11 protein-coding genes and 2 pseudogenes are annotated in these 14,859 nt (G+C 32.3%); 6 read left to right on the top strand and 7 right to left on the bottom strand.

Translation table 11 applies throughout. The features are described from left to right. Positions 1-74 precede the first annotated feature (74 nt). Positions 75-1,121 (top strand): Gfo/Idh/MocA family protein, encoded by a 1,047-nt coding sequence (locus tag JHL18_RS11715; RefSeq protein WP_243277866.1) that lies wholly within the window; start codon positions 75-77, stop codon positions 1,119-1,121. Positions 1,122-1,617: 496 nt separating this feature from the next. Here the strand turns inward: JHL18_RS11715 and JHL18_RS26590 are convergent. The 5 genes and pseudogenes from JHL18_RS26590 to JHL18_RS26585 form a co-directional block, all read right to left on the bottom strand. Next, a pseudogene (locus tag JHL18_RS26590) lies at positions 1,618-2,155 on the bottom strand (IS701 family transposase); the annotation flags it as partial. 464 nt (positions 2,156-2,619) lie between these two features. Further along, entirely contained in the window at positions 2,620-3,603 is a 984-nt protein-coding gene (locus tag JHL18_RS11710) for a hypothetical protein (RefSeq protein ID WP_200269344.1), read from the bottom strand. A 270-nt stretch (positions 3,604-3,873) separates the two neighbouring features. Continuing rightward, positions 3,874-4,260, bottom strand: coding sequence for an AMP-binding protein (locus JHL18_RS11705; protein WP_200269342.1), 387 nt, complete (start codon positions 4,258-4,260; stop codon positions 3,874-3,876). Positions 4,261-4,359: 99 nt separating this feature from the next. Continuing rightward, positions 4,360-4,554, bottom strand: coding sequence for an AMP-binding protein (locus tag JHL18_RS11700; protein ID WP_338025468.1), 195 nt, complete (start codon positions 4,552-4,554; stop codon positions 4,360-4,362). Positions 4,555-5,019: 465 nt separating this feature from the next. Next, a pseudogene (locus JHL18_RS26585) lies at positions 5,020-5,469 on the bottom strand (IS701 family transposase); the annotation flags it as partial. 1,069 nt (positions 5,470-6,538) lie between these two features. Here JHL18_RS26585 and JHL18_RS11690 point away from each other — a divergent pair. From JHL18_RS11690 to JHL18_RS11675, 4 genes are all read left to right on the top strand, one after another. Further along, positions 6,539-7,465, top strand: a complete 927-nt coding sequence (locus JHL18_RS11690; protein WP_200269338.1) for an ABC transporter ATP-binding protein — start codon at positions 6,539-6,541, stop codon at positions 7,463-7,465. Beyond that, positions 7,462-8,397, top strand: coding sequence for an ABC transporter permease (locus JHL18_RS11685; RefSeq protein ID WP_200269336.1), 936 nt, complete (start codon positions 7,462-7,464; stop codon positions 8,395-8,397). Before JHL18_RS11690 ends, JHL18_RS11685 begins: the two co-directional genes overlap by 4 nt. Positions 8,398-8,461: 64 nt before the next feature. Further along, positions 8,462-9,178, top strand: coding sequence for a response regulator transcription factor (locus tag JHL18_RS11680; RefSeq protein WP_200269334.1), 717 nt, complete (start codon positions 8,462-8,464; stop codon positions 9,176-9,178). After that, positions 9,175-10,248, top strand: coding sequence for a sensor histidine kinase (locus JHL18_RS11675; protein ID WP_200269332.1), 1,074 nt, complete (start codon positions 9,175-9,177; stop codon positions 10,246-10,248). Before JHL18_RS11680 ends, JHL18_RS11675 begins: the two co-directional genes overlap by 4 nt. A 256-nt stretch (positions 10,249-10,504) precedes the next feature. On the opposite strand, the gene JHL18_RS11670 is transcribed toward JHL18_RS11675, so the two are convergent. After that, positions 10,505-12,337 (bottom strand): beta-glucoside-specific PTS transporter subunit IIABC, encoded by a 1,833-nt coding sequence (locus JHL18_RS11670; RefSeq protein WP_200269330.1) that lies wholly within the window; start codon positions 12,335-12,337, stop codon positions 10,505-10,507. Positions 12,338-12,605: 268 nt separating this feature from the next. Here JHL18_RS11670 and JHL18_RS11665 point away from each other — a divergent pair, with 268 nt between their 5' ends. Further along, positions 12,606-13,805, top strand: a complete 1,200-nt coding sequence (locus tag JHL18_RS11665; protein WP_200269328.1) for an enolase C-terminal domain-like protein — start codon at positions 12,606-12,608, stop codon at positions 13,803-13,805. A gap of 117 nt (positions 13,806-13,922) precedes the next feature. Here the strand turns inward: JHL18_RS11665 and JHL18_RS11660 are convergent, their stop codons facing one another. Beyond that, positions 13,923-14,642, bottom strand: a complete 720-nt coding sequence (locus JHL18_RS11660; RefSeq protein WP_200269326.1) for a GntR family transcriptional regulator — start codon at positions 14,640-14,642, stop codon at positions 13,923-13,925. Between the last annotated feature and the right edge of the window lie 217 nt (positions 14,643-14,859).

The following is a 14,859-nucleotide window of genomic DNA, read 5'->3' as shown; positions in this document are numbered from 1 at the left end:
ATGACTATGAATCATTAGGCCTTAGAGAGTTACTTTTAATGATTGATAAATAAAGAAAGGGAGGAAGTACCAATATGATTGGTACGGATTTTATGAAGAGATTTAAAACAGCGGTAATAGGCTGTGGGACAATAAGTTTAGCTCATTTATTTCCTTTAGATTATACTGATAAAGTAGAGCTGGTTGCAGTGTGTGATATTAAGGAAGATATTGCGAAAGCCACAGCAGAAAGATTTAAATGTAAGTATTATACAGACTATAAACAAATGCTGCAGAAAGAAGAAATTGAAGTGGTTCATTTATGTACACCACATTATTTGCATTCTGAGATGGCTCAGTATTTATGCAATTTGGGAAAACATGTATTTACAGAAAAACCTATGAGTATAAATTATGAGGATTCTCTAAAAATGTTAAAGGCGGCTGAAGATAATAATGTCAAATTAGGGGTTGTTTTTCAGAATAGGTATAATGCATCTTCTCAGTTAGTTAAACAAAGTTTAATATCCGGTAGATTGGGAAAGATTAAATCCGCCAAGGCATCAGTAACCTGGTGCAGAACAGATGACTATTATTTGAGTAGTGACTGGAAAGGAACTTGGGAAAAAGAAGGTGGAGGAGTAGTTATTGATCAAGCTATACATACATTAGACTTAATGAGATGGTTTATTGACGACGAAATAGAATATGTTGATGCAAGAATTAGTAACAGACATCATAAGATAATCCAAGTAGAGGATTGTGCAGAAGGAATAATTAAATATAAAAACGGAGTAATAACTTCATTTTACGCAATGAACTACTACTCATATGATGCACCAATTGAAATAGCAATTCATTGTGAAAATGGGATTGCTAAGATAACAGGTGACTATGCCAGTATCATCTATAATGATGGACAAGAAAGTATTGCTAAAACTGATATTACAGAGAAAGAAAAGTATGGGCCTTTCAATAAAGATTGCTGGGGAATAAGTCATATAAAGCAAATAAATAATTTTTATGAGAGTATTGAGAAGAATAATGAGGCTTATATATCAGTATATGATACATTAAAAACGCAGAGAATGATCTGTGCGATATATGAATCTGGAAAAACACAGAGTAAAATCTTCCTATAATAATACAATTTTTTATGTGGATTTTATGAGCATAGAATAGTCGAAAAAAGAAGTTGGAAATTCTCAAACTTATGGAAATCGGATTAAAACAGTATTCGTTATTCGGTTAAGTACCAAAAATTGAAAGTTAAGATTATTTTTTCTACAATTCTAATGAATTACTTTTAAAGATGAATTAACATGAATAAGTGAAATCACAGATGGGAATTATTATTGGTTAATATATCCAACTTTTTCGTGAAAAGGGTACAAGCAAGTTTCATAAGTTAAAAGACTTAGCAAAATACTTTTGAACAGAAAAATAGGAAAGGCTACGGGAGCATACATAGATTTGTGTAAATCAAATCTATGTATGCTCTCTTTTTGTATATGTAGTTGCTGATAATGGACTCATTCAGAGGCTATTCGGAGATATAATACAACAATATCGAAAATTATCGACAAGGTAATGGATACAGCGGTAGCTTGGCAGGATAAACCTATATAAGAATTATAGCCCAAAATAGCTATAAATATAGTATTCTTGATCTTTAACTGTGACAAGGTCAAAGTCATCTATATCTAGTGTTGCTACAAATTTATGGAGTTTTATTCCTAATGTCTCATGCCATTTAGGATAAATTTTCTATTAGTTTTAATAGCTCCTATGTAGCTGTAACTAGCTTTTTCGGAACTATTAAAAATAGCTTTACAACTATACCAACTATCACACAACACATATCCTTTATTTTCAGGATTAGGTAGAGATTCAATTAATCTTTGGGTTAGTTCTATAACTAATGCTCTTAAGGTGTGAATCCAAAATTCTTCATTTCATGAACTACTCGATAAAAATCGAGTAATGCGAGTTCGATGCAGTTGCGAAGCAAGCTCCGCTATATTCGATATTTTTGTTTATATCTTTTTGATAACACAGCATATATAATGCCTTCTAGATGCTTCAGTTGAGGTTTTGTTAGGTAAAAATCAAAAATTAATTGTCTAAAGAATTTGTGTATTAATAATTCATTTGATATGATTGTGTTCTGAAATATTTATGCAAAGCTCCTTGCTGTAGTTGGTGTGTCGGAACTCGATTATAGCAGGAATTTACCATAAATGTTTGTTATTGTATTTAGCTGTAAAGTCATTCAAGTATTTTTGCACTATTATATAGGGAATATTTTCAATATATGTCTAATTAAGTGGAGTTATATTACAATTTCCTTTCTTTCTCATTACTTACTAACATTGTGATTAAACACCTCATAATTTTCTTTAGAATTACTTAACTTTATATTTCGCACATAATGCTCACGAAATTATTTATATGCCTTTAATAGAGACTAAAGCCTTCATTATAATTGTAATATTTTAATTTTTAGCAAGTGTCTTTTGGAATAAAGATTATACACACTAACAGATAAAATCTTCTTAATTCGTTTTTTAAACCTTATCATGTGGACATATATATAAACATAGTTTTTATTTTCATAAAATTTACTTAATTAATAGTTCATTATGCAATTGTAACAATATTATTTAAGAGAAGATTAAGGCTATCTTTTTCTAATTGTTTAATATTATTTAAATTTTCCTGAACTTTACTCAATAAATTTATATTCTTAGTTATGCTATATTTAAGAAAAACATTTCTTAATGTCATAAATTTGCTATGCAACTCTTCAAATCTTGCCAATATAGATGCTCCGTTTAAAACCAAATTCTTTTCAATTAAATATTTTACCAATGCAACCAGAACAGCTTTATGATTGCACATAACATGAAACGATCTATGATCATATCTATCATAGCCTTCAATTAATCTATTCAAATAGCTAAATAAGACATCATATATCTCCATACCATATGCTACTTTGATATCCTTTGGATGTTTCTTTGGCCCATCCACAAGATATGTACTCTCCAAATATCCTTTAATTATTAAAATTATTGCATCAATTTCTAAAGTAAAGTTTATCGACTTATCTAATTTATACTTTGTAGCAGGCTTATCTATAGCACCTCTTATAGCATCCTCTATCTGATTAAAAGGTATTTCCATGATTACATATTTACGATCTTTAAAATTATCAGCAGCATAAAATACATTACTTGCTGTATCATACCCAAAAACAGTTGCACTGTCATGTAGAAAGTGCCTCTTTCGATACGAATCACAATCTGATATATAATAATGATCAAGATATAAATGCATGTAGTAATCTTTATCTAAGCACTCAATTAAATATGGGATAATATTTTTATTCTTTTCAACTTCGATTAGATCTTCTTCTATCTCAGTTAATTTAAACCCATCTTCATTGTAGCAATACCAATTAAATCCTATGGTATTTATATCGTAATAATATGCTATTGTAAGATGATTCGAAAGAAGTAAAGGCAACTGTTTATAGTCTGTCATTTGTACTGCCATTTTTCCTGCCCCACCACTGAATGCATCCACCAAAGGCGGGTAATTAAATGGTAACTTTTTCATCATATTTCACACCTCCAAAATTAATAACTCTAGAATTTTTCTATAAAGGTTACTATTTGCTTGCGAAGTAATTTTTCACATCCATTTCTAGGAATATTGTCTAATATATAAACCTTTTCAGGGCGCTGATAAAGCTAGAGTCTTTTACGGCATAAACCCATTAGAAAGGCTGTATCTATATTTTTTTTCAGAAGTAGTAACTGCAACACTTATACTTTGCATATACCTGACATCAACTTCTCCTTAAGCTACTACCTCTTTAATATTTTCATCTTAAAGCAGTATAGCTTCTATCTCTTGAAGGTAAATATTAACTCCTGCCTTAATTATCATATCATCTAATCTTCCTTTTATATAAATAAAGCTATCTTTATCTTTATAAGCCAAATCGCTTGTATGAAGCCACCCATTCTTTATTTTTTCATTCGTCTTTTCTTGGTCATTCCAGTAACTTTTCATAACGATTGAGCCTTGGATTAATAACTCTTCTACTTCTACATTGATTACACAGCTATCATCATTTTCTACAACTTTTGCTTTAGAAAAAGCCTTGATTAATTTTTCTGATACTTTCCAGTTTACACATTGGCCACTTATAACAATAATTCTTAGAGTATCCAAATCCAATTTTCCTTTATCGATTCCAATATTGTAAAACATTGTAGGTATTGCACACATACCAGTACAGTTAACTTTTTTATGAAATTTGATAATCTGTTTGGTGAAAATCCCTCATTATAAAAGCTAATTCTGCAACCGCTAATAAGCCCTATTAAAAACTCCCCAGTCATAACCGTTGCATGATAAAACATGATCTTCGTCTGATAATTTGAAATATTCATCTATATCTTGTAAATTAGATATTATGTTATCGGGACTCAGCATCCCCCTTTTTGGTATGCCTGTTGTACCTGAAGTTGACATTATAAACGCTAATTCGTTTGAATAATCAATATTAAAATCTTTCTCAGACTTTTCTCTATTGTAGGTATTTTTAACCTTTTACACATAATGATATTATGTATTTCTTTTAATCTCAAAAAATGTTTTTACAAATAATCAATAGATATTTTATTCTAATCATCTGTTCCTACATATGTAATTTTTATGCTATATTTGTATTATATTGCTCTTCTATTATTTATTTTGTAGAATTATGAAATGTTTTTATTTTTTTGTTTCCTCATTTTGTTGCATATATGTAGTAAATACTTTAAATATATACAAAGTATTCTTTTGATTTTTTTCTAATTAATGCGTTTTTTTGTTTTTTCTTTTATCATATTTAATGATTACACAGAAAATGTCCTTTTTTGTAAATGGTTAATAAACATTTTACTTCTTGTAGTATATATTATATTTACTATAATAGTGAATTTTTGCTTGAATAATTTTGCACTTAAATAACCAAAAGATTAACTAAGCTATTTTTAATGTTTTAAAAACTTCTTCTAGTGACTTTCCGGTAGCGGTAGCTTCGTAGATATATGTTATTTTAGATTTTATTAGAGCTTTCTTGGCTGATTTATATCAAGTATTAAAGTGATATGATTCATTAGAGTATAATTTGTAATAAGTATAATTTATAGTCATTATTGCAAGATATCTGCCAATGCTCTTTTCACTCCTTACTTGATATCCGTCTAATCATAAGTAAGCTTTACAACTATATCAACTATCACACAACACATATCCTTTATTTTCAGGATTAGGTAGAGATTCAACTAATCTTTGGGTTAGTTCTATTTTACTCATAGAATCCTTATCGTAAATGTATATTAAATAAGGAAGTTCCAATCCATCACAAGAAAGTAATGAAACTAAAATTTGATTGCCATATACTGTTTTACCTTTAAGATGAGAATTGTGAGAAAACACATCATAAAGCTTATGATCTAAAATGTTCATACTATGGAAAAGAATTTAAGTCTTTAGGCATTAATCATCTAAAGTATTGTTGTAGGGAATGCTACATTAAGGATAGATTTTGGAGGAAAGAGGATGCTAAAGAAATTGCTGATAAAATTCTAGGGTTTAAAAAAGTTAATAGATTACCTAAATGGCTTAAAGAATTACTAGTTGGTGATGAAGAGTTATAGGAATATGAGGGGGGCGTAGTTTGGATATCTTTCAACGTGCAAAACCCCAAAATATAGGATGGTGGGTATTGCAAATCCAATTATAATACCAGTTTTATGCCTAGACCTCCTATTAAAAAACGACCTAGGGGGGGCGTGCTAAAGTCTTTGCGAGATTGTATTGAAGGATTGTATGCACACATGTTGAGACTGTGGTTTGTGGTTAAGTAAATGTAGTCAAATATTGAACTATTAATATTTCTAATAAAGTCCTGGCATTCCATTTTAATAAAGTTTTTACAGAGAGCTTTTCGTCTTTAGATGAAGGCTGTTTTTTAGTATTTATTATTGATAAAACCAGATTTAAGAGAGTATATGGATAGGAAAACGGTAAACGTCAAAATTTTAGCACTTTTAACAAGTTCAAAGATAATACTAAAATATCCAAGTAAGGCAGTCTATTAAGCTTTACTTGGATTAATTTATTTACTATGTTTAATCTTCATGTTTTCAGCAACCTTGTCTAACTATCACCAACATTATTTTTTTTCTATCTAATTATAGTGGGCACAAGTGGGAATTGATTTTGCTGTATGTTTATGTTCTGTTTACCGTCTGTTTACTTTATACTTCTATAATTAACTTGAAGATATAGATAAACTACTTCATATTGGAATCTAATTACTGAAGTATTTTATCAGTTCAGCGGAATAGATAATCTAGTTCCATCTAATAAAACTAATCGAAATTTCCGTTAAATATTAATAGCAATAGACTCACGGATGTATGTTCCATTTGGAACTAGTTTATCTATAGCAATAATGAGTTTTTAAATATATTGTAAAAAGGAGCAGATATATATGAACCAAACGCCAGTAGTACAGCTACTACATGTAACAAAAAAAGTTGGAAGAAAAAATATTGTAGAAGATCTTTCTTTTAATATTCCAGCAGGGGAGGTATTCGGTTTCTTAGGGCCTAATGGAGCAGGGAAGACAACCACAATTCGTATGATGGTGGGACTGATAGAGATAAGTCAGGGCGATATTCTTATTAAGGGACAAAGTATTACAAAAGATTTTAAAAAGGCTATTGAGAATGTAGGAGCCATTGTTGAAAATCCGGATTTGTATAAATATTTGACAGGGTATCAGAACTTAAAGCATTATGCCAGAATGGTTCCAGGTGTAACAAAGGCCCGCATTAATGAAATGATGGAGATTGTTGGACTAAAGGACAGGATTCATGATAAAGTAGCTACCTATTCTCTCGGTATGCGTCAGAGACTTGGGATTGCGCAGGCTCTTCTGCATCGTCCCTCACTTTTAATTCTGGATGAACCGACAAATGGACTTGATCCTTCCGGTATTCATGAATTACGTAATTATCTGAAAAAGCTGGCCAATGAGGAAGGGGTTGCCGTTTTGGTTTCAAGCCATTTGCTTTCTGAGATGGAATTGATGTGCGACAGAGTGGGTATTCTACAAAATGGAAAGCTGGTACGTATTCAAAGTATACAGGATTTTATCCATAAAAGCGGAGCTTCTGGCGTATGTGTCACAGTGGAACCTACTCAAGTAGAACAGGCAAAGAAGATAATTGCTGCTTTAAACAAAACAGCTTTATGCACAGAACATCCGGGGCAATTGCTGATTGAGATGAACAAAGAGGAAATTCCAACAGTTAATAGACACTTAATGGACGCAGGTATTCAGGTATATAGTATCCAAATGAAGGAACAAACCTTGGAAGATAAATTTTTAGAGGTAACGGAGGACAAAAAATGATCGGATTAATTGCCAACGAAAGTATGAAAATATATAGTCGCAAACTTACATGGATTTTGCTATTGGTGTTAGTTGTTATCAGCATCGGTGCATCTGTTCTTGGAAAAGCAAATTCTAAACCTTCAAAAGATTGGAGAACCGAAACTACGCAGCTTGTTAAGAAGTATGAAGAACGGTTAAAAATTAGCGAGTTATCTCCTACGCTTAGGGCTGATGCTGAAAATAAGTTGAAAATAGCCAGGTATCGCTTAGCAAATGATATAGCTGCTCCACATAACAATCCGTGGTCGGAATTGATGAATCTCTCTGGTTTAATAGAAATGGTAATGATTTTTGCCATTATTATTGCTGCGGACATGGTTGCCGGGGAATATACAGCGGGAACAATGAAGCTCTTGCTAATTCGCCCTCACAGCCGAACAAAAATTTTGTTTTCTAAATACATAGCCGTAGTTTTGTTTTCTATTGTTATGCTTTCACTGTTGGTTGTATGTGCTTATGTGGCTAATGCTTTGTTTTATGGAGTAGGAGACCTTTATGTTACTGACTTGTTTTTGAACCAGCAAGGTCAGATTGTTCAACAGAATGTCATAATGCAGGTTATAAAGATGTACGGTTTGAGCATTTTCCCTATTATGGGATATGTAACTTTTGCTTTTGCTGTATCGACGGTTTTGCGCAACAGTGCCTTGGCGGTTGGAATATCACTGTTCATTATGATAGTAGGCAATTCAATGATTGAGGCAGCGGCAAAAGTGGAATGGTTGAAGTACCTGCCCTTTGCTAACAGCGACATCAGCCTTTATATATTCCATCTTCCGGCTAGACCTGAAATGACGTTGAGCTTTTCTATCTCAGTATTGCTTGTATACATCTTTGTACTTTCCCTCATAAGCTGGATAGTATTCAAAAAGCGTGATGTGTCCATATAGTGGATATTATGATAAATTTGTTGGATAATAGAAAGTAGCATAACAGCAAAGGAGAAAGAAAAAAATGCGTCTACAAAAAATACTTATTGTGGATGATGAGACCGGTATCGTAAAGATGCTGGAAACCATACTTCGCAAGGAAGGATATACATTCATCAGCAGTGCCTTCACAGGACAAGAAGCAATGGGAAAAATCATCCGACAGGCATATGACTTGATTGTATTAGATGTAATGCTGCCAGATACAGATGGATTCAAACTGTGCCAGGAAATAAGGCGATATACTACTGTTCCAATATTGTTTCTTACCGCCCGTTCAAGTGATTTAGATAAGCTGACAGGATTGGGGATTGGAGGGGATGATTATATAACAAAACCCTTCAATCCGTTGGAGGTTGCCGCGCGTATCGAGGTCCAATTCCGAAGACAGGAGCAATATCAAAATGCTTCGCAGGCAACGGAGAGTTATCGTTTCGGTACTGTTGTCATTGATAGAAAGGCTGCTCAATTATTGGTGGATGGAAAAGAAATACCTTGCCCAGCCAAGGAATTTGATCTTCTACTTTTCTTGGTTGACCATCCTAATCAGGTATTTACTGCTAGCCAGTTATATGAACATGTATGGGGTTATGACAGCATTGGAGATGAAAAAACGGTTTCCATTCATATTATGCGTCTGCGTAAGAAAATTGAACCGGATATGAAAAATCCTTCTCTCATTGTAAATTTAAGAGGAATTGGTTACAAGTTTGTTCCACCAAAGCAAGGTGAAATCATATGAAAATAAACTTCACAAATGGTAAGCTAATAGTCCGTTTTACATTAAATTTTATAATACATCAGATATTGTTATTTTTATTTGTTTCGCTGCCGGCAATATTCTATACTGTGGCGTTAAAGCGACCAATGGAAACATATGTGATTAATATTACAACAGGAATTATTATTGCAGCTTATTTTTTGTATTGCTTGTTCTATGGCTATTACGTTGCGCGGCCAATGTTTGATGTTTTAGTGAGAATAAGAAAACTGTCAAACGGAGAGCATCTTATCCCTGTTAAGAAAAAACATTTTCGTTTTACTTCCAGTAGACTTTACCGAGAAGTATATGCAAACCTCGAAGCTCTGTCTGCTACTTTACAGGAAAACGAGCGGAAACGGAAAGAGTTTGAAGGGTTGAGGCAGGAGTGGGCGGCAGGCATTACCCATGACCTAAAGACTCCCTTATCATATATCTCAGGATATGCAGATATGCTTGTATCAGATGAGTATGAATGGAGTGAAAAGGAGAGGAAAGAGTTTATGCAGCTTATTAGGGATAAGTCCACTCATATGGAACAATTAATTAATGATCTTGGAATTGCCTTTCGAATGGATCAGTCTATAGGTCTCCAAATTAACTTCAATAAAATAGAGCTGGTAGAGCTAGTTCGTAGAGTCGTTGCTGAAATAGCTAATAAGCCTTCTAGTAAGTATAATTCTTTTGAAATAATTGGAGAGGATGACCCTATCTACATTATGGGTGATGTTCAACTGCTGAAAAGAGCATTTTCTAACCTGTTGGTCAATGCAGTTGTGCATAATCCCAGAGGTACTGGGATTGATATATATATACAGAAAAAATCAGAAGTGGAAGTGAAAATAAAAGATAACGGAAAAGGAATGGATGAATATACGATTAACCATTTATTTGATCGCTATTATAGGGGAACTTCAACTGATACACACACAGGGGGAACAGGACTTGGAATGGCGATTGTAAAGCAGATTGTAACTGCTCATGAGGGTAGAATTGAGGTCGAAAGTAAAATAGGGAGCGGAACATCAATTTTAGTAAGACTACCTCTTTAAATATGAATAAATTGTGTGTCTACGCTCACTTTGTGAGCTGAAAAAATCACAGGTCAGATTATCCCTGATAATAATAAAAGAAATATTTTTTTCACAAAAAGAAATTACTGGGAGTGAAGACTCCCAGTAATATTTTAATAATAAATTTATTTTTAACACAAAACTATATACCGTTTCTAATTGTATTAATTAATAAATATTTTGATCGTATGTGAATTTTATGAACTTATCTAAATAGTGCTTTAATATATACAAATTATTTAATATCTACAACAGTTTCACCAGCTTCAACATTACCAATTTTCTTAAGCTTTAGCACTCGTTCATTTAAATTAGTAACAATAACTGGTGTTGCCATTTGCATTCCTTTTAATTTCATAAGAGCCAAATCTACATTTAAAATTGTTTGTCCTCTTTTTACAGTATCACCTTCTTTAACTAATAGAGCAAACCCTTCACCATTAAGTGTGACAGTGTCTAACCCTATATGAATCAAAACTTCTATACCATTGCTTGATGTTAGTGCAATAGCATGTTTGGTTTTATAAATCATTGTTATAGTACCATCAAAAGGTGCGACAACTTTGCCAGCTGAAGGGAATACTACAAATCCATCTCCTAATAGCTTTTGAGCAAAAGTTTGATCTGGTGCTTCAGTTATATCTTTTACGTCACCTGTCATTACAGATGCTATCTCATTATTTTTTGATGAAGTTGAGTCTTTTTTATCCATCTTTACTACAAAAAGATATGATAAAGCAAAAGAAACACTAAGTGCTATAAGTATGCCTAACATAGCATATACAAAATATGGCCCGATGTAAGCTGGTATACTGAATACGCTTGATAGAACATATCCGTATAAACGAACTCCAAATGAACTGATAAAGGCAGAGGCAACTGTACTTCCTATTGTTGCAGCAAAGAAAGCTTTTTTATATTTAGTTAATACTCCAAATAAGGCTGGTTCAGTAATACCAAAAAGTCCAGAGATCACTGAAGATATAACTATTGTTTTACCTTGCTTTGTATTTTCTTTAAAGTAAATAGCAGCAGCAGCTCCTGTAATTGAAATATTTGTCATGAACATCATAGGCATTAACATGTCATAGCCTTGGGTTGCAAAATTTTGAAGAGCAATTGGTGTCATGGCATGATGCATTCCTGTTAATATAGCTATAGGACGAATTGCACCTACTATAACTCCAGCAAGAATTGGAGAAATGCTGAATAAAGCGGTAATGACCCATGCCAAGCCTCTTCCTAAGTAAATACCAATTGGGCCAGTAACTCCCAATGTTAAAAATCCTGAAATAAATAAGGTTAGAGTTGGTGTAAATACTGTACGCATAGTATCAGGCATATATTTATCAATTAATTTATGAACGTAACTTAATACCCAAACTGCAAATATGATAGGAATTACACTACTTGAATAATTAAATACAGGTATAGGTAAGATCCCTAAGACATAAAAAGCGGTTATTTTACCAGCTTTCGCAGCATCAACCATGGTAGGATACATAATCGTTGCAGCAATAGCAACGGCTAAGTATTCGTTCGTTTTGAACTTCTTTGCCGCAGATACCGCTAAAAAGAATGGTAAAAATGTGAAAACACCACTGGCTATCATATCGATAACCTTAAGAGTATCAGTATTTCCGGATATAAATTTCAAGGCAACTAGTCCAGCTATTAATCCCTTTATCATTCCAGCTCCCGCGATAGCTGGAACTATCGGACCAAAAACCCCTGATACTGTATCCATGAATCTCGTTGATAAGCTTTTCTTATCTTTAGATTGAGAATTTTTATCCTTTTCAGTTGAATTTTTATTAATATTTGAGCCTAAAATGTTAACTATAATATCGTAATATTTATCTACCGTTGTTCCTATAACAATTTGGAATTGATCTTTATTAAATTGTGAACCAAGAATTCCTTCTAAGCTTTGGATAGCCTCTTGGTTAACTTTTGTTTTATCCTTTAAGTCAAAACGTAGCCGAGTCATACAGTGCCACACATTATTAATATTCTCTTTCCCACCAACCTCATTTATAATTTGGGCTACTACTTCTTCCTTTTTCATATCGCTTAATACCTCCTATAGTTGTTATTGTTGCCGTTTACAAGGCAATAATATCATAAAGAAAAATAAAATAAAAGTAGTCCAAAATCTGATATTAACTACTGTGAAGCTAGATGAATAGAGGGTTTTAAAGAATAAATTATATAATTGGACTGGTAAATAAGATAAAAGTGAGCTTTTAAAAAGCCAAATTGACTTTGCTATTATTAGCATGATTTAATTTAGTAAAAGAGAACTTTTTAGAAAGCAAGTGAAAGAAGGTAATAGAATGGAACCTACAATAATTACAGATGTTTTATGTTATATAACCAAACCAGATAGACATAATTTAGTTGTAGTAAAAGTAGAGACAAACAAAGGGATTTATGGCATAGGATGTGCTACATTTCAACAAAGACCAAAAGCAGTAAGTTTAGTAGTATCCGAATATCTAAAGCCTATTTTAATTGGAAGAGATGCAAATAACATTGAAGATTTATGGCAAATGATGATGGTTAATTCTTATTGGCGTAATGGACCTATTTTAAACAATGCAATTTCAGGTGTTGATATGGCACTTTGGGATATTAAAGGTAAATTAGCTAATATGCCTCTTTATCAACTTTTTGGAGGTAAGTCACGGGATGCGATTGCAGCTTATACACATGCTGTAGCAGACAATTTAGAAGATTTATACGTTGAAATTGATGAAATAAGAAAAAAAGGGTATAAACATATTAGATGTCAATTAGGCTTTTATGGAGGAAATTCTAAAGAATTTCATACTGCAGAAAATCCTACAAAGGGTAGTTACTTTGATCAGTATGAATACATGAGGAATACAATTTCAATGTTTGCAAGTTTAAGAGAAAAATACGGACATGAGTTTCATATTCTACATGATGTTCATGAGAGGCTTTTTCCTAATCAAGCTGTTCAATTTGCAAAGGATGTGGAGAAATATAAACCTTATTTTATCGAAGATATTCTTCCACCAGATCAAAATGAGTGGTTAAGTCAAATAAGGTCTCAAACAGCTACGCCACTTGCTACTGGCGAATTATTTAACAATCCTATGGAGTGGAAATCATTAATAACAAACCGACAGGTGGATTTTATCCGTTGTCACGTTTCACAAATTGGTGGTATTACACCTGCATTGAAACTAGGGGCTTTATGTTCTGCTTTTGGGGTGAGAATAGCATGGCATACACCTTCAGATATAACTCCAATTGGAGTAGCAGTTAATATTCACTTAAATATTAATCTTCATAATGCTGCAATCCAAGAAAACATTGAAATAAATGAAAATACTAGAAAAGTATTTTTAGGTATTCCAGAAGTAAAGAACGGCTTTTTCTATCCTATTGAATCTGCTGGGATTGGAGTGGATATTGATGAAGCTGAAATTATAAAATATCCAGTTGAATATCGTCCACATGAATGGACTCAAAGTCGTATACCAGATGGTACAATCGTTACTCCGTAGGAAAATACATCAAATTATATTGGATTCAGGAGATATTTATTTGAATAGTTTAAAAATAGCTAATAAAACTAAGAGCTTTTAGTTTTATTAGCTATTTTAACATCAGAAAATATAGTCTTAATATCCCATGTCTTTTTGTCTTTTTTCATAACTTTCTTTATTAAAAGGAATAATATAAGTACAATTGTAGTCCAAGGCTAGAATGTTGCTATATTGATATATGGTTCCATCATTTAGAATTCCCCTATTGGTGATTTCCATTGCAGGACTACCTTTCTTGCAGTTTAGTAGTTCAGATTGCTTTTTGGAAATAGTTGTAGCCTTATAATTTGTTATGTAGTGAGAAATTACAAATTTCTTTTTCTGAACATAGTTTTGAATAGAACCTTCAACATCTCTTTGGTTTAGATCTGGGAAGAGATAACAGGGAAGCACAGAGGTTTCTAACTGCGTGATTTGGTATTTTACGATACGAATTCGTTGAAATTCCCAAACTAAGTCATCTTCTTTTATTCCAAAAGTTTTTTGAATATCTAATGAAGGCGAAACTTTTTTTAAATAGACAGTCTTAGATACAATGTCTTTATAGGAATTTTCAGTCATTGAATTATAGATTAGAGGATTATTAAGAATATTTTCTTTTATATAAATTCCATCACCTTGAATAGTGTAAATAATTCCGATATCCATCAATCGTTTCAATGCTTCTTGAATGGTATAACGTGAAACTTCATATTTAGCTGCTAAATCTCTTTGGGGCGGAAGCTGATTGTTAGGAAATTGATGCTGATATATTTTGCTTATCAGATCTTGCGCTATAAATTCTCTCTTTTTCATGTACTAAAATCCTTTCTTTTATCATTAATACTATTCTAGATAAACTATAATAAATTTGCAATTATAAAGATGAAACACTTCAATCCTAAATCTATTTTCAAAACTCCTCTGGGTTCTTAGAGGAGAATTTGAAAATATAAATTCAATTATGAAGTGATTCATCTATATGTGGTTATAAAATACTTAATTATATACTGTGTAAAAAGAGGATAGTGTG

It is taken from the genome of Clostridium yunnanense (genome assembly GCF_016595795.1).
In the GTDB taxonomy this organism is placed as follows: Bacteria; Bacillota; Clostridia; order Clostridiales; family Clostridiaceae; genus Clostridium_AR; species Clostridium_AR yunnanense.
Note: the sequence above shows the minus strand (reverse complement) of the source record. Positions and strands in the feature narration are given on the sequence as shown.